The 17,027-nt window shown below is 66.1% G+C and carries 18 protein-coding genes; 13 read left to right on the top strand and 5 right to left on the bottom strand.

Annotated elements, in window-relative coordinates; translation table 11 throughout:
* Positions 1 to 12: 12 nt before the first annotated feature.
* On the top strand, positions 13 to 1,014 hold the full coding sequence (locus ACFODV_RS10170) for an ion transporter (protein WP_379758538.1): 1,002 nt from the start codon (positions 13 to 15) through the stop codon (positions 1,012 to 1,014).
* A 52-nt stretch (positions 1,015 to 1,066) separates the two neighbouring features.
* Here ACFODV_RS10170 and ACFODV_RS10165 read toward each other — a convergent pair whose 3' ends face one another.
* Positions 1,067 to 1,414 carry a hypothetical protein gene (locus ACFODV_RS10165; protein WP_379758535.1) on the bottom strand — a complete coding sequence of 116 codons (348 nt, stop codon included), beginning with the start codon at positions 1,412 to 1,414 and terminating at the stop codon, positions 1,067 to 1,069.
* A 229-nt stretch (positions 1,415 to 1,643) separates the two neighbouring features.
* Between ACFODV_RS10165 and ACFODV_RS10160 the strand changes: the two genes are divergently transcribed.
* From ACFODV_RS10160 to ACFODV_RS10150, 3 genes are read left to right on the top strand one after another with little or no spacing between them, the layout of a single operon-like run.
* Positions 1,644 to 2,210, top strand: a complete 567-nt coding sequence (locus ACFODV_RS10160) for a TetR/AcrR family transcriptional regulator (protein ID WP_379758532.1) — start codon at positions 1,644 to 1,646, stop codon at positions 2,208 to 2,210.
* Positions 2,207 to 3,511, top strand: a complete 1,305-nt coding sequence (locus ACFODV_RS10155; RefSeq protein WP_379758529.1) for an MFS transporter — start codon at positions 2,207 to 2,209, stop codon at positions 3,509 to 3,511. The genes ACFODV_RS10160 and ACFODV_RS10155 overlap by 4 nt, the downstream gene beginning before the upstream one ends.
* Before the next feature lie 56 nt (positions 3,512 to 3,567).
* Complete coding sequence (locus tag ACFODV_RS10150) at positions 3,568 to 4,419, top strand: sirohydrochlorin chelatase (RefSeq protein ID WP_379758526.1); 852 nt, start codon at positions 3,568 to 3,570, stop codon at positions 4,417 to 4,419.
* 13 nt (positions 4,420 to 4,432) lie between these two features.
* On the opposite strand, the gene ACFODV_RS10145 is transcribed toward ACFODV_RS10150, so the two are convergent.
* Positions 4,433 to 4,996, bottom strand: coding sequence for a nucleoside deaminase (locus ACFODV_RS10145; RefSeq protein ID WP_379758523.1), 564 nt, complete (start codon positions 4,994 to 4,996; stop codon positions 4,433 to 4,435).
* A gap of 176 nt (positions 4,997 to 5,172) precedes the next feature.
* Between ACFODV_RS10145 and ACFODV_RS10140 the strand changes: the two genes are divergently transcribed.
* Complete coding sequence (locus ACFODV_RS10140; RefSeq protein WP_379758520.1) at positions 5,173 to 5,940, top strand: DUF1499 domain-containing protein; 768 nt, start codon at positions 5,173 to 5,175, stop codon at positions 5,938 to 5,940.
* A gap of 28 nt (positions 5,941 to 5,968) precedes the next feature.
* Here the strand turns inward: ACFODV_RS10140 and nfsA are convergent, their stop codons facing one another.
* Both nfsA and ACFODV_RS10130 read right to left on the bottom strand, forming a co-directional pair.
* Positions 5,969 to 6,700 (bottom strand): oxygen-insensitive NADPH nitroreductase, encoded by a 732-nt coding sequence (gene nfsA / locus ACFODV_RS10135; protein ID WP_379758517.1) that lies wholly within the window; start codon positions 6,698 to 6,700, stop codon positions 5,969 to 5,971.
* Between the two features lie 85 nt (positions 6,701 to 6,785).
* The gene (locus ACFODV_RS10130) at positions 6,786 to 7,808 is read right to left on the bottom strand and encodes a C45 family autoproteolytic acyltransferase/hydolase (RefSeq protein ID WP_379758514.1); all 1,023 of its coding nucleotides are present in this window, start codon (positions 7,806 to 7,808) and stop codon (positions 6,786 to 6,788) included.
* Positions 7,809 to 8,072: 264 nt separating this feature from the next.
* Between ACFODV_RS10130 and ACFODV_RS10125 the strand changes: the two genes are divergently transcribed.
* From ACFODV_RS10125 to ACFODV_RS10115, 3 genes are all read left to right on the top strand, one after another.
* Positions 8,073 to 8,279: a cold-shock protein gene (locus ACFODV_RS10125; protein ID WP_290783945.1), complete on the top strand. Its 207-nt coding sequence runs from the start codon at positions 8,073 to 8,075 to the stop codon at positions 8,277 to 8,279.
* Positions 8,280 to 8,444: 165 nt separating this feature from the next.
* A complete protein-coding gene (arfB, locus tag ACFODV_RS10120; protein ID WP_379758511.1) occupies positions 8,445 to 8,858 on the top strand; it encodes an alternative ribosome rescue aminoacyl-tRNA hydrolase ArfB in 414 nt (137 codons plus the stop codon).
* On the top strand, positions 8,855 to 9,073 hold the full coding sequence (locus ACFODV_RS10115) for a DUF1289 domain-containing protein (RefSeq protein ID WP_379758508.1): 219 nt from the start codon (positions 8,855 to 8,857) through the stop codon (positions 9,071 to 9,073). The genes arfB and ACFODV_RS10115 overlap by 4 nt, the downstream gene beginning before the upstream one ends.
* On the opposite strand, the gene ACFODV_RS10110 is transcribed toward ACFODV_RS10115, so the two are convergent.
* Entirely contained in the window at positions 9,061 to 10,374 is a 1,314-nt protein-coding gene (locus ACFODV_RS10110) for an acyltransferase family protein (RefSeq protein WP_379758505.1), read from the bottom strand. The two genes, ACFODV_RS10115 and ACFODV_RS10110, sit on opposite strands and share 13 nt — an antisense overlap.
* Before the next feature lie 223 nt (positions 10,375 to 10,597).
* On the opposite strand from ACFODV_RS10110, the gene ACFODV_RS10105 reads away from it, so the two are divergent.
* The 5 genes from ACFODV_RS10105 to ACFODV_RS10085 are packed head-to-tail and all read left to right on the top strand — an operon-like array spanning position 10,598 to position 17,022.
* Positions 10,598 to 12,049: a B12-binding domain-containing radical SAM protein gene (locus ACFODV_RS10105; RefSeq protein WP_379758502.1), complete on the top strand. Its 1,452-nt coding sequence runs from the start codon at positions 10,598 to 10,600 to the stop codon at positions 12,047 to 12,049.
* The gene (locus tag ACFODV_RS10100) at positions 12,046 to 13,419 is read left to right on the top strand and encodes a B12-binding domain-containing radical SAM protein (protein WP_379758498.1); all 1,374 of its coding nucleotides are present in this window, start codon (positions 12,046 to 12,048) and stop codon (positions 13,417 to 13,419) included. The genes ACFODV_RS10105 and ACFODV_RS10100 overlap by 4 nt, the downstream gene beginning before the upstream one ends.
* Positions 13,416 to 14,543 (top strand): hypothetical protein, encoded by a 1,128-nt coding sequence (locus ACFODV_RS10095; protein ID WP_379758496.1) that lies wholly within the window; start codon positions 13,416 to 13,418, stop codon positions 14,541 to 14,543. The genes ACFODV_RS10100 and ACFODV_RS10095 overlap by 4 nt, the downstream gene beginning before the upstream one ends.
* The gene (locus tag ACFODV_RS10090) at positions 14,540 to 15,406 is read left to right on the top strand and encodes a hypothetical protein (protein WP_379758493.1); all 867 of its coding nucleotides are present in this window, start codon (positions 14,540 to 14,542) and stop codon (positions 15,404 to 15,406) included. Before ACFODV_RS10095 ends, ACFODV_RS10090 begins: the two co-directional genes overlap by 4 nt.
* Positions 15,403 to 17,022, top strand: a complete 1,620-nt coding sequence (locus ACFODV_RS10085; protein ID WP_379758490.1) for a GH3 family domain-containing protein — start codon at positions 15,403 to 15,405, stop codon at positions 17,020 to 17,022. Before ACFODV_RS10090 ends, ACFODV_RS10085 begins: the two co-directional genes overlap by 4 nt.
* Positions 17,023 to 17,027 lie beyond the last annotated feature (5 nt).

Raw genomic sequence — 17,027 nt, 5'->3', positions numbered from 1 at the left:
CAAGGAGGCGCCATGCCTGAGAACCAAATGACATCGCTCAATCTCGCACTGGAACGCGTTCATCTGACATGGGATTTCCTGGTCATCGCGCTGGTGGTCGCCAACCTGACCCTGCTGCTGTTTGATAGTCTATTCCTACTAACTCCTCTGAACACCGCCTTCGAGGTCATAGCCCCCGGCCTGCATGACGCCTATGACCGGCACATCCACGCCAACTTCATCGCCATCGACCTGGCGTTCGTGACCGTGTTTCTGTTCGACGTCCTGCTGGGCTGGGCGGTGGCCATCGCCGAGCGGCGCTATCACCGCTGGTTCTTCTACCCCTTCGTTCACTGGTACGACGTGCTCGGCTGCATCCCCGTCGGCGGCTTTCGCCTGCTGCGCATCCTGCGCGTCATCACGCTGCTGCAGCGGCTACAGCGGCTGGGCCTGATCGACGTTCGCCGCTGGTACCTCTATGGCGTCATCATCAAGTATTACGACATCCTGATGGAGGAGCTCACCGACCGTATCTCCATTCGCATGCTCGACAGTGTCCAGTCACATCTGCGCTCAAGCGACGGGCTCTCCGGCCGGATGGTGGAACAGGTATTGCGACCCCGCCAGCAAGCCCTGATCCACGAGATTACCCAGCGGCTCGAGGCCATGGCCGGCAACGCCTACGACCACAACCGAGACGACACTCTGCGCTATGTGCGTGGACTGGTCGGCCGTACCCTCTCGGAGAGCCCGGAGATTCGCCGCCTTTCGCGGCTTCCCATGGGCGGCCAGCTGACCAAGGGTCTCGAGGCCTCGCTCTCCGACCTGGCCTGCCGGCTGGTCAACGAGGCCCTGGAGGGGTTGCAGTCCCCGGAGTTCTCAGCCCTGGTGGAGCACCTGACCGAGAGCGGCTTCGACGCCTGGCTGCGAACCGATCCCCATACCGAAAAGGTCAGCGAGCAGGTGATCGTGGATATGCTGGAACTGCTCAAGGAACAGATCGCGGTCAAGGACTGGAAGCACAAGTACGAGTGACCCTAGCGGCGGCCCGGGGCGGCCGCAGGATGTTTTCATGAGCGCTGGGCCATCAACGCTGTTCCATGACCCTTGTCAGCTCCTGCCGATAGGCCGCCTCGTGCAGGGTCGGGTCCGCCGGAAAGCGCCCCAGCGCCACCGCCAGTTCGAAAAAGCCCTGTCGGGGAAGATCACCACGGCGGCTGACCACCAGGGCGGCAATCATCGGGCGGCCGGCGGCAACGTCCTCGCGCATCAGTGCCTCCAGGGCAAGGGCGACCCGCTGGATGGTGCGCGGCGGCGTAAGCCCCAGCGCCTCGGCGGCTTGCTGGTAGGTGATTGGCACAGTCTTTCCGGAAAGGCTGATCAGCCATCCACGCAAGCGCAAGGCCAGGTCGGGATCTTCTATCATTCGTGACATGAGTGTTCGGTTGACTCGGTGGTTGCGAGAAACGTCCTCTTAGCCTATCCGATAGCGGGCGCTGTGCCCTCCCCCGCTGGAAACGCCTAAAAGCAGCGCTTGGCCAGCCATTCAGACCGGCCGACAGCAAGGTGCCGGCGAATTCGCACTCTCTGTTGACACTACCGGGCGCCCTGAATTTAAATGCGCTGACATCTAGATAGATCGGTCTATACAGGAGCCACCGTCGATGCCAGCGTCCAAGCGCGACCAGCTGCTAGCCACCGCCGAGCAGCTCTTCCATGAGCAGGGGTTCCACGCCACCGGGATCGACCGCATCGTGGCGGCAGCCGGGGTAGTGCGCATGACGCTTTACAACCATTTTGCCTCCAAGGAAGCCCTGGTGGCCGCCGTGTTGGGGGCTCGCCATGAACGCTTCATCGCCAGCCTGGATGCGGCGGTGGCTTCCGCCTCGCCGGGCCAGGCGACGCTTGCGCTTGTCGATGCGCATGGTGACTGGCTGGAACGCTTCAGCCAGCACGGCTGCATCATGGCCAAGGCGATGGGGGAGTTCGCTGAGCACAGCCCTTCACTCCATGCCCTGGCAGCGACCGCCAAGATCGACCTGCTGGGACGACTGGAAGCCGCTCTGGTGCGCGACGGGCTCGACCACCACGCCGGCCTGGCACGACGACTCTTTCTGGTACTGGAAGGCAGCAACACGGCGGTGGCCCTGCTGGAATCGCAGACGGCCCTGGCCGACACGCGAACGGTGGTCGACACCCTCCTCGCAAGGGCTAGGAGCGAGACTCAATGAAAACCTTGTCGAACATCGGGTTTGCCCTGTTTGGTGCCGCACTGGTTGCCATCAGTTACGGGCTCGCACGCTTCGCTTTCGGCCTGTTCGTCCCCTCCATCAGTGCCGAGCTGAATCTGACGTCATATCTGATCGGCGTCATCGGGGCGCTGCCCTTTATCAGTTTCATACTCTCCACGCTGGTCGCTCCGCTCGCTGCTGATCGTCTTGGCGCCCGCAACTTGGCCGTACTCTCGTGTAGCTTCGGTGCTGGCGGCCTGTTACTGATCAGTCAGGCCTCGGATGCACTGACCCTCGGTGTGGGGGTGTTCATTTGCGGCATCTGTACCGGCTTGATGATGCCGGCTCTGACCGCTGCCATGCAGGCACTGGTGAGTCGTACGATGCATGGGCGTGTGAGCTCCATCATGAATGCGGGTACCAGCATCGGTGTCATCGTCGCCGTGCCTACCGTTGTGTTCCTGTTCGATGCCTGGCGTTTCACCTATGTGATGTTCGCTGTACTGGCGGGCATCGGGATTGTTGCCGCCTGGTTCTTCATTCCCTCGGTATCTCGGATCATGCCGGCTGACGCCGCACCTCCGCCCCCGATCACCAGGTTGCAGTGGTCGCGTCTCGCACGGCTCACACTGTTCGCCTTCGCCATGGGTTTTGTCTCTGCGCCATACTGGCTTTTCGCTCCCGACCTGGCCGTTACCCTCGGCGCACTGCCCGCTGGCCACACCGGCTGGCTGTGGCTGGCGGTCGGTATCGCCGGGCTCGGTGGCGCCATGGTGAGTGACTTGGCCGACCGCAATAATCCACCTATTACACAGGCCTTGATGCTGATGATGCTGTCTTCGAGCCTGGTATTGCTTGCCGCCAGCCCGGGGCAGTTAACGCTGGCAATATTCTCAGCGCTCGTCTTCGGCCTTGCCTATATGAGTCTCACGGGGCTGTATCTCATGACCGGCATCCGACTGCTGCCGGGTCGACTCTCGATGGGACCGGTGTTGCCCTTCATGGCGGTTGCGCTCGGCCAGGCGGTTGGCTCTCCGGTCATCGGCGCACTGGTCGACGGATTCGGGTATGCCGATGCGTTTGCCATCTTCGCGATGATCGGCATCCTGCTGGCAGTGATGTCGCCGATTTATCCGGGTCACATCGATTACTGGGCAGAGTGGACAGAAACAGCGGAAGAAACCGCGGAAGAGCAGCCTTCCCTCGAAGATACCGGCCTTCAGGCCGCCTATGATCAACAGTTGCTTGACGAAAATGGCGATCCCATCGAACCGGTCGAGGAAGAAGAAAGGACCGTGTAGGGAGAAGATCTGCTACCGTCACCAAGAATTTGCTCTGCGCCAGCCAAGAGACCTTCATGCGAAAGATCCTGCTCGTCGATAACGGCTCGCTGCGTGCCCAGGCCACGCTCAATCTGCGCCGCCTGGCCCACGCCCTGGGCCAGGCCACCGGCCAGGAGGTCGAAGCCGCGTCCCTGCTGCACTCCTACAAGATTCCCGCGGAGGAGCTCGAGGGGCGCAAGGCAGTATCGCTTGGCCCCCTGGCCGAACAGCTGGCGGCACAGGGGATGACCGAACTGGTGATCCTGCCCTTCTTCTTCGGGCCCAGCCAGGCATTGACCCACTACCTGCCCGAGCGCCTGGCCGAAGTCCAGGCGAATTTCCCGCAGGTTTCCGTGAAGGTGGCACTGCCGCTGGTGGAGAGCCAGGCGGTGGTGGACCTGCGCCTGGCACGGCTGCTGGCCGACAACGTACGCGAGCGGATGGAGGGCCTGTCGCAGCCGAAGGTGGTGCTGGTGGACCACGGCAGCCCGATCCCCGAGGTCACGGCGGTGCGCAACTACCTGGCCGGCCAGCTCAGCGTGCTGCTGAGCGAGGAGGCCAGCTGCGTCACCTTCGCTTCCATGGAGCGTCGCGATGGCGACGCCTATCGCTTCAATGAGCCGCTGCTGGTCGACCTGCTGTCATTAAAGGCCATGGCCAATAGCGAGGTGATTCTCGCCATGCTGTTTCTCTCCCCGGGACGCCACGCCGGTGAAGGGGGCGACATCGCGGAAATCTGCGACCAGGCAATGGCGCAATCTCCCGGCCTGCGCGTTACCACGACACGCCTGGCAGGCGAGCATGACGCCATCCTGGAGATTCTCGCGACCCGCCTGGCGCAGGGCCTGGCCGGAACGCCGCTGCTGCTGGAACTGCCCGCCGCGTGACCCCCGGGCGCTGTCACTGCTGGCGTGAGGCGCTCACCCCCTTCCAGTCTTCGAGGTCCAACTCGGGATTTCCGGCGCGGAAACGAGCGTAGAGCTCGATGCCGCGCGGGTCCTCGAGAATCTCGACCCCCACGCCCTTCTCGCGCAGCAGGGTTTCGGTCCCCGAGGCATTGGTCACATCGCCCACCACTACCCGCGAGACGCCGCGCATATACAGCAGCGTGGCGCAGACCTGGCAGGGGCTCAGGGAGGTAAACAGCGTCGTCCGGCCGAAGTCGAGGCGACCGGCATCGCGCATGGCCGAGGTCTCTCCGTGGTTGTAGGGATGATTCTCCTGCACCAGGGTGTTGTGGCCCTTGCCAACGATGCGCCGCGTGTCATTGTCGATGATCACCGCCCCGATGGGGCAGCCACCCTCGTCAAGGCTCTTCTGCGCCAGCAGCACCGCGATGCGCATCAGGTCGGCATCGCTCAGCCGGCGGGCGAAGCCGTCGTCCATCAGCACCGGCAGGCTGGCGGTAGGCATGTGGGCGATGGCGGCAAGCGCCGCTCCGGTCACGTTCGAGTCTGCATTCAACAAGGTTTCCATTCGGCCTCCGCTTGGACATTCTAAGTGACGCCCCGGGCCGCCATTCCCATGGCGGCCCGGGGCGTCAGCCCACCTCCCCCACCAGTCGCAGAACGTCGGCATTGGGGTATGCTGAGGGCTCCCTGGGCCATCCAGATTACCGCACCCGACGAGGAGGAGTCGCCATGCCGGCTTTACGCCCGAGACAACGCCAGCGTGGCGGCCGCTGGCCTTCCCTGCTGGCCTGGCTCGCCCTGTTGCTTCTGGTCGCCGCGGCCCTGATGTTGAGCGGGGCCGGGCCGGCCCATCGGCTCAAGCTGCTGACCCTGGGCTCCGCCTTCGATCTGCTGCGCATGGGCGCCTATCTGGCCGTTGCTGCCGCGGCTCTGGGACTGTTCACCCTGATCGTGGCCAGCCTCTGCCGCCGCTGGCGCCTGGCGCTGACGGGCGGGCTGGTGCTGGTGGTCGTGGCGGCCATGATGGCGGTGCCCTGGCAGCTGATGCAGCGCGCCCAGGCGGTGCCGCCAATCCACGACATCACCACCGACCTCGATGTTCCCCCCGCCTTCGAGGCGCTGGCCGAGGCCCGACAGGCGGCGCCCAACGACGTGGGCTACCCCGAGGAGTTCGCCGACCTGCAACGCCAGGCCTATCCCGATATCCAGCCGCTGCTTGTCGACCTGCCGCTGACCAGCGTGCTAAGCGCCGTGGAGACCGCCGCCCTGGATCAGGGCTGGGAGATCGCCTCGCTGACCGAAACAGGGCTGGAGGCGACCGCGACCACCTTCTGGTTCGGTTTCCAGGACGATGTGGCAGTCCGCCTCACCGAGACCGAGGCCGGTGTGCGCGTGGACATGCGCTCCGCCTCGCGGATCGGACGCAGCGATCTGGGCACCAACGCCGCTCGCATCCGGGGCTTTCTCGACACCCTGCAGCGCCGCACCGGGACCTGACGCTGCCACGAGGCTTCCCTGGGGCCTGTCACTTCATCTCGAAGCCACGCTTGACCAGAAACTCACGCATATGGGGGCGCAGCTTGGTGTCGAACAGCGGCGTCAGGTTGCTCGACCAGTTGCTCTCCTTGTTGCCGCCCTTCCTCGACTGATAGTAGGCATGCATGGTGGCGTCGAAGGCTTCTACCTGCTTGCGGTCATCGCTGTAGCTGTCCTCCTTGAGGATCGCCCCCACCGGCAGGCGCGGCTTTACGTCCGGCTGGTGGGCCGGGTAGCCGAGACACATGCCGAACACCGGGTAGACGTGGTCCGGCAGGCCCAGCAGGTCGCTGACCGCCTGGGGATCGTTGCGCACCCCGCCGATGTAGCAGATGCCCAGGCCTTCGGATTCCGCAGCGACGGCGACGTTCTGCGCCATCAGGGCAGTGTCTACGCTGGCCACCAGCAGCTGCTCGGTCATGCCACGCACCACTCGGGCACCGGTGCGCTCGGCGGCCTCGGTCGGACGCTTCATGTCGGCGCAGAACATCAGGAAGGTGCCACAGGTGGCCACGTAGGACTGCCCGCCGGCAAGCTCGGCGATCTTCTCGCGGTTCTCGGCATTCTTCACGTGAATGACCGTATAGGCCTGCACATGGCTCGAGGTAGCCGCGCCCTGGCCGGCGCGAATCAGTTCCTCGAGCAGTTCCCGTGAGACCGGCTGGTCGGTGAACTTGCGGATGGAGCGATGGGACTTGAGCAGTTCGATGGTGGGGTTCATGCAGCCTCGCTGGTGTGGGGTTAATATTCGTCAGTCCGCTGATTGTCTATCACATCGGCAATCCTTGAATAGCAGCGCACCACGCCTACCCGAGACCGACCCCCCGCCGGATACCAGCCTCGCCGGGCACGGCGACCTGCCAGGCCACACCCTCGGGGGTGAGATAAAAGAGCGCCGTGGCCAGGGTATTCTCCTGGTCGGGGTCGTCCGGCTCCCGACGGTAGATCGGCAGCCCCGGCCCGGCAGTGTCGCGCAGCAGGGTCAAGGGGTCTTGCTCACCCGCAGCGATCAGCGCCTCGCCGCGGCGCTGCCGATCCGCCGAGGAGTGAGTGATCGCCTGGGGAGCTTCGAGATGCAGGCAGTGGTTGGCATGCAGGGCAGGCGCCGTCAGCGCCCGGCTGGAGAAACCGCCGCCGCCCACCTCCACGCTCAGCACCTCGGCATGACCGGTCTGGGCCAAGGTGTAGTGGAAACCGCCGCCAACCGGCGCCGCCTCCAGCAGCCCCAGCGCCGCATCGAGGTCGGGCTGGGCCAGCAGGGCTCGGCTGAGCACCATGCGTGGCAGTTCGGGGGTAAAGCCCACCAGGCGCAAGTTGTTGATGGTAACCACCAGACCGGCACTATTAATGCTGAAGGTGTGACCGGGCAGCGAGCCGGGGTAACAGAAGGTAAGAAACGCCTGCTGGCCTTCCGGGCGCAGCCGCGCCAGGAAGCAGGCACCGTCGAGGCACGGCAGGCCGTCCTCGTTGTGAGCGATCCGCGGAACATTGGCGGGCAGCACCAGAGTGGTACAGCCGTCCGGCACGCTGGCCAGAAGATCGCCGCGGCAGTTCCAGGCGGCCACCGTCTCGAGAGGCAGGCCAAGTCCTTCGGCGAGCCCCGTGAGCTCCTCGGCCACCCAGGGGAAGCGCTCGGTGGTGGCGGCCAACAGGTGGCGCACCAGGGGAACATGGCGGGCAGCGGTCACTTCCTGCCAGAGAGGCGTGGCCATCAGCCGTTCGTGCACGGCGCGCCGGCCCTGTCGTCCCAGCGCCAGACCGATCTCGCGGTGGCTGCCGGCGGCCTCGAGCCAGCCGAGCCGACTCGGCGTGTCTTCCAGGGTCGTCATGCTGGCTCCTTTTGATGGTCTGTCTCTTTCAGCGGGTACCCATAACACCGTTGAACAGCCGGGGCATTAGAAAATAAAAGGTGAAAGGCTTTGACCCGCGCAAGGATACATGGCACTGTGTCGTCAGTTGGTTGGCAAGCAGCACGGTTTCAGAAGCATCGAATTTTTTCGGCAGCCTGATATTGTTTTCCTTGTTATACCCGCTACATCATCTGGGTAACACCAGGAATATAGTACGGCGCTTAGCGCGAAAGGATTTATATTATGACGACCGGCACAGTCAAGTGGTTTAACGATTCCAAAGGTTTTGGCTTCATTTCACCCTCTGACGGCAGTGATGACGTTTTTGCTCACTTCTCCGAAATTCAGTCAGAAGGCTTCAAGTCCCTGCAGGAAGGTCAAAGCGTTTCTTTTGACGTGACCCAGGGCAAGAAAGGCCTTCAGGCGTCAAACATCAAGGCAATCAGCTAACCATAACGGTTAAATGATTCTTCGAACCTCCGGGTTCGAAAACAGGGCCCGCTTATGCGGGCCCTGTTGCGTTGCATGCCCGCCCTGGCAGATCGGGCCAGTTCCCCCTAGCGTATTGCCCTTGACCCCTAGCCACTAGCCACTAGAAAAATCAGCAGGAGCCCCATGCTGCGCATCTCAAACTCCGTGGAACTGGGCGACTGGGAGATCGAACTCAATCCGATCCGCGCCCAGGGCGCCGGCGGCCAGAACGTCAACAAGGTGGCCTCCGCCATCCACCTGCGCTTTGATATCAACCGTTCCAGCCTCCCGCCCTTCTACAAGGAGCGGCTGCTGGCGCTGGGCGACCAGCGCATCACTCAGGATGGCGTGGTGATCATCAAGGCCCAGCGCTTTCGCACCCAGGAGCATAACCGCGAGGACGCCTTGGAACGGCTGCGCGAGCTGATCCGCGAGGCGGTGAAGCAGCGCCGGGCACGCAAACCGACCAAGCCGACCCGCTCCGCCAAGCGCAAGCGAGTCGACGCCAAGACCCGCAAGGGCAAGACCAAAGCGCTGCGCGGGAAGGTGATAGAATGATCCAGCACGAAAGAGTCGTATCCAGGCGCCCCGAATCCCCGTGTATCAAGGTGTGTCAGTTGGAAGGCGACACCTGCCTGGGCTGCCATCGCAGCCTGGACGAAATCGGCCGCTGGTCAAGGATGGACGCGGCCGAGCGGGAGGTTGTTTGGGAGCGGCTCGACGCCCTGACCAAATGGGCCGACGAGCAGCAGTCCTTGCCTCAGCAAGACTGAGGGCGAAACCGCAAGAGCCGTGAAGCAGCCGCCACGCCCAGTAGACCGATGAGCGCTCCGGGAATCGCCCCCAGCGCCATGCTGGCCAGGATGCCGGAAAACAGCGCCACCCCGCCGGCGAGAATTGCCCGGGTACCGGTGGCAGAAACCACATCCTGACGGCGGCGCATCTCGAAGGCCACCACTGCGGCCATCACCGGGGTGACCATCAGCGCGCAGAGCAATATCCATACCAGCCGCCCCCACCAGAAGCCTGGCTCGCCGGGGACTCCCGCATCGATGGGCGCCCCCAGCTTTTCACCGAGCCAGGCGGCCGGCAGTTCGGCGAACTTGTGCCACAGGTAGAGCGGCATGCCCAGCGCGCCGAGCAGTGTCACCACGCGACTGATCGAGCGCCTGGCCAGCAGCCGCCGGGCCGTTGACTCGAAGGCCAGTACCGCGCCGACCTGCAGCCACATCACCCCCATCAACGCCAGCGTTGGCGGCAGCAGGTTGCTCCGTCCGCCCACCTCGCCGTCCACCATGGCCAGCGGATAGCCTGAGCTGACCGTGGCGCCCAGCCACACCAGGCCCAGTGCGATCAGCATGAGTCCCATACCGGTGCCAGCGAAGCGCCCATGCCGCCAGGCGATGCCAAGCTGCTGAGGCAACAGCCACACCACCATCAAGTTCACCCAGCCCAGCACGGTAGCGTGGTCGGTGGCCAGCTCGCCCAGACGCAGCAGGTCGGACAGGGAGCCCGGCTGCGCTCGCAGCATGTCGATGAGCGCGGCGACTCCCACCAGCAGCCCCACGGCGCGAAGCCCCAGGCGGCGGTCGGCGCGCACGGACAGCGGCAGCAGCGCCTGCACGCCCAGTAGCATCAGCAGAAACCACAGATGGATGGTCAAGGAGTGGTTGAGCGGCGCCAGGAAACGTCCGCCGGTGTAGCGTGAGAGAAGCGCCACCGCGACCAGCACCGCCAGGTAGGTCACCGTGGGCCGCGCCAGCGCCAGCGCGCGGCCTGCCCACCAGTGCAGTTGACGATGGCCATCGTTCAATCGCCGGCGCACCCCAGTGGCGCTCACCGCGGCCGAGACGAACACGAACAGCGGCACCACCTGAACGACCCAGGTCAGCATCCCGGCGCCTTCCCACACCACCAGTAGATGATCGGTGTCCACCATCAACCCCTCGTCGAGGCGTGGCAGAGTAGCGAGCCAGTGACCGAATACCACCACCAGCAGCGCCAGGGCCCTTAGCGCATCGGGGTAGCGGTCCCTGGGCGCTGACTCGGTGCGGGTCTCATTCGGTTGCTGCATGCCTACTCCTGGCGAAATCGGCGAGCCGACCCTGTTCTGGGGCGCCACCTCGGGTGGCTTGCAATACCCGGCAAGTCGACTAGCCTAGTTAAGAAACACCGTTTCAGAACACTGTTTTCGTCAGCGTCCCTTCGCATGACTATGCTGACAGGGTGACTCGGGCAGAGCCAGGTCACTCTTGGCCAATATCACCTGCGGCTTATCCCCTTCGGGAGGCAGACAGATGTCCTATGCCCCACCAGGCCATGCAACGCCAAAGGCCGACGCTCCCGCTGAGCAACAAGGACGACTAAGTGTCGCCCTGATATCGCCCAAAGGGCCGCTCTACCGCCACCGCGGCGGCATCTTCGGCCAATCGCTGCGCTACATGCCGCTGACCCTGCCGACACTGGCCGCGCTGGTGCCCGAGGAGCTCGATATCGCCGTGACCTGCTACGACGAGGGCATCCAGGACGTGGACACCGACCTCGACGTGGATCTTGTCGGCATGACGGTGATTACTGGCACCGCTACCCGCGCCTACGCCCTCGCCGCACGTTTCCGAGCCCGTGGTATCCCGGTGGTGCTGGGCGGCCCCCACGTGACCCTGGCTCCCGAGGACGCCGCGCCCCATGCCGACGCCATCGTGGTGGGCTATGCAGAACGCAGCTGGCCACAGCTGCTGCACGACTTCGTTGCCGGGCGCATGGCACCGCGTTACGACCAAGCCTCGGACCTGGATCTGGCCGAATCGCCGCTGCCGGACCGCACGGTGCTGCCGCGCTGGCGCTACCTGACGCCCCATGTCTTCGAGGCCACTCGCGGCTGCATCCACACCTGCGACTTCTGCGTGGTACCCAGCGCCTGGGGTCGCAAGCCGCTGCAAAAACCCCCGGAGGCGATCGTCGAAGACCTAAAGCGCATGAAGACGCGCAAGGCGATCTTCGTCGATCTCAATATCATCGCCGACCGGCACTACGCCCGGAGGCTCTTCATCGCCCTCAAGCCACTTGGGATCCAATGGTACGGCCTGGCCACGACGCTGCTCGCCGACGACCTGCCGCTGCTGGATCTTGCCGCCGAGAGCGGCTGCCGCGGGCTGTTGATGGGGCTGGAGTCAATCTCGCCGGTGAGCCTCAAGGCGTCGCACAAGGGCTTCAACCGCCCCGAGGACTACGCCACCGTGGTAGAGCGGCTGCACGAGCGGCGCATCGCCCTGCAGGGCTGCTTCGTCTTCGGGCTCGACCAGGACGAGCCCGATGTCTTCGAGAAGACCGCGCGCTTCGCCGTGGAAGCGGGCATCGATCTGCCCCGCTTCGCCATCGTCACTCCCTTCCCGGGCACCCCCTTGTTCAAGCGGTTAGAACGCGAGGGTCGGCTGCTGCATCGACACTGGGAGCAGTACGACGGTCAGCACGTGGTATTCCAGCCGGCGCGGATGAGCGTGGAGGCGCTACAAAAAGGCACCGAGGCAGCCTGGAAGCAGGCCTATTCCTGGTCCGGCATCGCCCGGCGGCTGCGCCGCACTGCCGCCCCCTGGCACGTGGCGGCGCTGACCAACCTCGGCTACCGGCGCTATGCCCATAACCTGCACCGCTTTTATACCTGCGACTGGCTGTTCGAGGCCCCATCGCCGTGGCGACTGCTACATCGCGAACCGGCCGGCAGCGATGCGGCCGACAAGGAGCAGGCATGAGCCGGCGCCCCTTCCGACTGACCATCATCCACCCCTGCGTGGGCCGCCGCGTGGGGATGAAGCGCTATATTCGCACCTGGCAGATGGAGCCGATTCCGGCGGCCATGGTGGCCGCCCTGACCCCGCCGGACGTCGAAAAACGCTTCTTCGACGATCGCCTGGAGTCGATCCCCTTCGACGCCCCCACCGACCTGGTGGCGATCAGCGTGGAAACCTACACCGCCCGGCGCGCCTACCAGATCGCCAGCGAGTACCGGCGCCGCGGAGTGCCGGTGGTGATGGGCGGCTTCCATGCCACCCTCTGTCCCGACGAGGTCTCGCGCTACTGCGAGTCCATCGTCATCGGTGAGGCCGAGCGCACCTTGCCCGAGGTGATCGATGACTATCGCCACGGCCGGCCGCAGAAGGTCTATCGCGGCGAGGGGCGCCCGGCCCTGACGGTGACGCCGGACCGCTCGATCTTTGCCGGCAAGCGCTATCTGGGCATCCGACTGGTGGAGTTCGCCCGGGGCTGCCGCTTCAAATGCGACTTCTGCGCCATTACCGCTTTTTTCGGCGCCTCCCAATCTCACCGACCCATCGATCGCGTGCTGGAGGAGCTCCGTCAGGTGCGCCGCCGCGGACAGATGGTGTTCTTCATCGACGACAACCTGGTCTCCAACCTCAAGGCCGCCAAGGACCTGATGCGCGCGCTGATTCCGCTGAAGCTGCGCTGGGTGAGCCAGGCCAGCATCAATGTGGCCTTCGACGAGGAAGCGCTGGACCTGATGCACCGCAGCGGCTGCCAGGGAGTGCTGGTGGGCTTCGAGTCCCTCAATCCCGAGGGGCTCGCTGAGATGAACAAGCGCTTCAACCTGATGCATGGCGGCCCGGTGGAGGCGCTGGCCAACTTCCGCCGCCACGGCATCCGCATCTACGGCACTTTCATCTTCGGCTACGACGCCGATACGGCGGAAACCATCGACACCACCATCCGCTTCGCCCAGGAGGAGGGACTCTACATCGCCGCCTTCAACCACATTACCCCCTTCCCCGGCACGCCGCTGGAACAGCGGCTGCGTGACGCCGGGCGGCTGCGCTTCGACACCTGGTGGCTGGACGAGCGATATCGCTACAACATGGTGCCGTTTCACCCCGCGGGCATGAGCGCCGACGAACTCGAGGCCCACTGCGTGCAGGCGCGGCGCCGCTTCTACGCCTGGCCCAGTATCCTGCGCCGCGCCACTCACCGAGTGAATCGCGCCACCCCCTATATGCTGGCCAACTTCGTGGCCATCAACGCCATGCACCAGTGGGACATCGAGGGGCGCAACGGCCTGCCCCTGGGGGATGAAACCTTCCGGGGAGAACTGCTGGAGGCGGCCTCATGAGCCTCGCCGCCCCCCGACCCGCTGCCCCCGCTCAGGCGGCAGAGGCTGAGCCCCTGCGAGTGCGCCTGGCCGTATCCGGCGACGATGCTGCCATCCGTCGACTGCTGCGCCAGCGCGCGCTGGGCGGCGACATACGCCTAACCCTGGAGCGCGAACCCGACTACTTCGCCTCCCTGGGCCGTGAGAGCCTGCGCCACGACACCCTGCTGGTGGAGGGTGCAGAAAACGGTGAGCTGATCGGCATGGGAAGTCGCCTGGTTCAGTCCGCCTGGCAATGCGGGGACGTCGGCCCGCTGGGCTACCTGAGCCAGATTCGCCTGAAGCAAGAGCATCGGCTGCCGCCCCGGGCCGCCCAACGAGCCTGGCAGCGGCTGGGCGCCACCCGCCTGGAGGAAGAGGGCTCCTTCGACCTCACCAGCATCACCCTCGACAACCGATCGGCACGACGACTGCTGGAGCGCGGCTTGCCGGGCCAGCCTCGCTACCATCCCATCGGCGACTATCGGGTTCATGCGCTGGCCACCGGCCGCGCCCTGTCCGAACCCCAGGGGATCGAACTTCGCGAGGCCGATGAGACGGCCTGGCAGGAGATTCTCGCCTGGCGCCTGGCGCGCCGCCTGCGGGCCAGCCTGGCCCTGGCCGGCCCGGCGGAATGGCGTGTGCTGCGGTTGGTAGCACGGCGCCGGGGGCGGCTGCTGGCCGGGCTCGCCGTGCTCGACGCCACACCCTGGCGCCAGCTGGTGGTTCGCGGCTACACCGGCCGGCTGACCAGGCTGCGCCCGGCGCTCAACCTGGCCCGAAGAATGACAGGCACCCCGCGGCTGCCCAGGGTAGGCGGGCCGCTGCGATGCGGCCAGGTGGTTGACCTGGCCCATGCCCCGGGCGAGGAACCCGCGGCGATCGCTCTGCTGCGCGCCGCCGCCCACCGCGCGTCGGGGCTTGGGCTCGACCTGCTGCTGGTGGGCCACGCCGAGCGCGACCCCCTGGGCGCCTGGCTGCGGCACACCCTGCCGGGGCGCCACTATCTCACCCGGCTCTATGCGGTTGCCTGGTCGCCGATTCCCACCCTGGAGTTGGAAGCCCTGCGGGAAGGCGACCTGGACCTGGAGTCCAGTGCGCTATGACCAAGCACCCCGTGAACAAGCACCCCGTGAACAAGCACCCCATGACGCCGGACGTCGACAGCGCCTCTGCCGGGTCTGCACCGCCCACGGTCCGGGGCCGGCTGCTACCGAGAGCGCAGCTGACCATCGCCGAGCGGGCCGCGATGCTTACCCTGCTGGACCGGCACTTCGCCGGCGTCACCCCGGCGCAGTTTGCCCTCGATCTGGCGGAAAAGCAGTGGGTGATCCTGCTCCAAGACGCCGCGGGGGCGCTGATGGGCTTCACCAGCCTGCGTCTGGAGACCCTGGAGGCGCCCATCTCCTGCCATCTGCTCTCCAGCGGCGACACCATTATCGACCCGCGGGCTTGGGGAGGTACGGCGCTGATGCGCGCCTGGCTCGCGGCGGTACTGGCCCTGCGCGAGCACGTTGGCTGCGACCGCCCCTTCTACTGGCTGCTGCTGGTCTCGGGCTTTCGCACCTACCGCTTCCTGCCGCTGTTCTGGCGCGACTTCCACCCCCGCCATCCGGGCGAGGGGGCCTCCGCGCTGGCGCCACGCCTGGCCGCCCTGGCACGCCACCGCTACGGCGAGGCCTTCGACCCGGCCAGCGGTCTCGTGCGCTTTCCCCACCCCCAGCGACTGCGTCCCCACCTGGCAGGCATCCCTGCCGAGCGGATGCGGGATCCCCACATCGCCTTCTTCGCTGCGCGCAACCCGGGCCACGAGGAAGGCGATGAGCTGGCCTGCCTGACCGAGCTCGATGAAGACAACCTGACCCGGGCTGGACAGCGCATCCTGCGCGCCCTGGGCAACCCCGGCATACGTCATTCGGGCACACGCCCAGACCCTGACGCCGCGTCTCGCCCCGAGACCGGTGAATGAACCGCTGCGCCCTTCTCCACCGACTATGGCGGCTGGACGGACAGCGACACGCCCGTCGCCTGCGCCAGGCCCTGGCCGACCCCGAGACGATCCAGCGGGCGCTGCTCCGGCAGCTGCTGGAGCGCAACGCAAAAACCCGCTTCGGAAGGCTCCACGGCTTCACCGCCATCCGCAGCCTGGACACCTTCCGCGAGCGAGTCCCTATCCAGTCTACGGACGCCCTCGGGGAATGGATCGAGGCGGTAAGGGCCGGTGAGCAAGGAGTGCTGACCCGTGATCCAGTGACGCGACTGGTGCCCACCAGCGGCACTACCGGTCCGGCTAGACTGGTTCCCTGGACCCGCGGCCTGCAGCGCCAGTTTGGCCGCGCCATTGGCGCCTGGACCCACGACCTGCTCGACCAGGACCCGGCGCTGATGGGCGGGCCAGCCTACTGGTCGATCTCCCCGGCGGGTCCGAGGTCCTCGGAGGTACCAGGAAGCGCCGTGCCGGTCGGCACCGACCGGGACAGCGCCTATCTGGGCCGCTGGCTGGCACCGCTGGTGGACGCCACCCTGGCGGTGCCCGACGAGGTGCGGCGCCTGGAGACCCGCGAGGCCTTCCGCTATGCCACCCTGCTGTTCCTGCTGCGTGCCCGGGAGCTGCGCCTGATCTCGGTCTGGCACCCCGCCTTCCTGACCCTGCTGCTCGACGCCCTGCCCGGCTACCGCGAACGGCTGCTGGCGGACCTCGAAGCCGGCACCTTCACCCCACCGGGCGAGGTGCCCGCGGACCTCGTCACCGCTCTGGGCAGGCGACTCACACCGCAGCCGATACGCGCTCGAGAGCTCGCGGACCTCGACTTCCTTGATGCCACCCGGCTGTGGCCCGCACTGCGTCTGGTGAGCTGCTGGCAAGACGCCCGTGCCGCGGAGCCCGCCCGCGCCCTGGCGACGCGCCTGCCCGGCGTGCGTTTTCAGGCCAAGGGGCTGCTGGCCACCGAGGCGATGATCAGCCTGCCCTTTGCGGGCCGCTACCCGCTGGCGGTGACCGCCCACGTCTTCGAGTTTGTCGACGAAACAGGCAGGAGCCGCTGGGCCCATGAGGTGCAGGAAGGGGAGCGCTACCGGCTGCTGGTCACCACCGCAGGCGGCCTCTATCGCTACGATCTGGGCGACCAGGTCGAGGTGACGGGCCGACTCGGCGGCACACCGACCCTACGCTTCATAGGGCGCGCCGGCGGCATCAGCGACCTCTGCGGCGAGAAGCTAAGCGACGCCTTTGTCGGGGCCGCCCTCGAGGCCCTGCTGGCGGGGCTCGAGGTGGCGTTCGCCATGCTCGCCCCGGAGCGCGATAGCAGAGGCAGGCCGGGCTATGTGCTTTTCCTGGAGATCGATCGGATCCCGGACGCACTCGCCGAACGGCTCGAGGCACGCCTCGGCGAGAACCCCCACTACGCCCATGCCCGCTGGCTAGGCCAGCTGGCGCCGGTGGCGATCGAGCCGGTGAGGGATGCCCAGCGGGCCTACCTTTCCGCCCCCGTCCATCGCGGTGGCCTGGGCGACATCAAGCCAACGGCGCTGGACGCCCGGGAGGGCTGGCGCCGCCGTCTGGGAGGGAAGCGCCGCGGCGCCTGACACGG

The sequence above is a fragment of the Halomonas tibetensis genome, assembly GCF_042643535.1.
Classification (GTDB): Bacteria; Pseudomonadota; Gammaproteobacteria; order Pseudomonadales; family Halomonadaceae; genus Halomonas; species Halomonas tibetensis.
This window is presented reverse-complemented; position numbering and strand designations above follow the sequence as displayed.

What these genes read in the sequence shown, in the direction of transcription:
- ACFODV_RS10165 (WP_379758535.1), bottom strand. Translation starts at nt 1,414, where the DNA reads ATGTCACGAATGATAGAAGATCCCGACCTGGCCTTGCGCTTGCGTGGA.
- arfB (WP_379758511.1), top strand. Translation starts at nt 8,445, where the DNA reads ATGCTGCGCATCTCAAACTCCGTGGAACTGGGCGACTGGGAGATCGAA.
- ACFODV_RS10090 (WP_379758493.1), top strand. Translation starts at nt 14,540, where the DNA reads ATGACCAAGCACCCCGTGAACAAGCACCCCGTGAACAAGCACCCCATG.
- ACFODV_RS10100 (WP_379758498.1), top strand. Translation starts at nt 12,046, where the DNA reads ATGAGCCGGCGCCCCTTCCGACTGACCATCATCCACCCCTGCGTGGGC.
- ACFODV_RS10130 (WP_379758514.1), bottom strand. Translation starts at nt 7,808, where the DNA reads ATGACGACCCTGGAAGACACGCCGAGTCGGCTCGGCTGGCTCGAGGCC.
- ACFODV_RS10150 (WP_379758526.1), top strand. Translation starts at nt 3,568, where the DNA reads ATGCGAAAGATCCTGCTCGTCGATAACGGCTCGCTGCGTGCCCAGGCC.
- ACFODV_RS10160 (WP_379758532.1), top strand. Translation starts at nt 1,644, where the DNA reads ATGCCAGCGTCCAAGCGCGACCAGCTGCTAGCCACCGCCGAGCAGCTC.
- ACFODV_RS10170 (WP_379758538.1), top strand. Translation starts at nt 13, where the DNA reads ATGCCTGAGAACCAAATGACATCGCTCAATCTCGCACTGGAACGCGTT.
- ACFODV_RS10085 (WP_379758490.1), top strand. Translation starts at nt 15,403, where the DNA reads ATGAACCGCTGCGCCCTTCTCCACCGACTATGGCGGCTGGACGGACAG.
- nfsA (WP_379758517.1), bottom strand. Translation starts at nt 6,700, where the DNA reads ATGAACCCCACCATCGAACTGCTCAAGTCCCATCGCTCCATCCGCAAG.
- ACFODV_RS10140 (WP_379758520.1), top strand. Translation starts at nt 5,173, where the DNA reads ATGCCGGCTTTACGCCCGAGACAACGCCAGCGTGGCGGCCGCTGGCCT.
- ACFODV_RS10125 (WP_290783945.1), top strand. Translation starts at nt 8,073, where the DNA reads ATGACGACCGGCACAGTCAAGTGGTTTAACGATTCCAAAGGTTTTGGC.
- ACFODV_RS10105 (WP_379758502.1), top strand. Translation starts at nt 10,598, where the DNA reads ATGTCCTATGCCCCACCAGGCCATGCAACGCCAAAGGCCGACGCTCCC.
- ACFODV_RS10155 (WP_379758529.1), top strand. Translation starts at nt 2,207, where the DNA reads ATGAAAACCTTGTCGAACATCGGGTTTGCCCTGTTTGGTGCCGCACTG.
- ACFODV_RS10110 (WP_379758505.1), bottom strand. Translation starts at nt 10,374, where the DNA reads ATGCAGCAACCGAATGAGACCCGCACCGAGTCAGCGCCCAGGGACCGC.
- ACFODV_RS10115 (WP_379758508.1), top strand. Translation starts at nt 8,855, where the DNA reads ATGATCCAGCACGAAAGAGTCGTATCCAGGCGCCCCGAATCCCCGTGT.
- ACFODV_RS10095 (WP_379758496.1), top strand. Translation starts at nt 13,416, where the DNA reads ATGAGCCTCGCCGCCCCCCGACCCGCTGCCCCCGCTCAGGCGGCAGAG.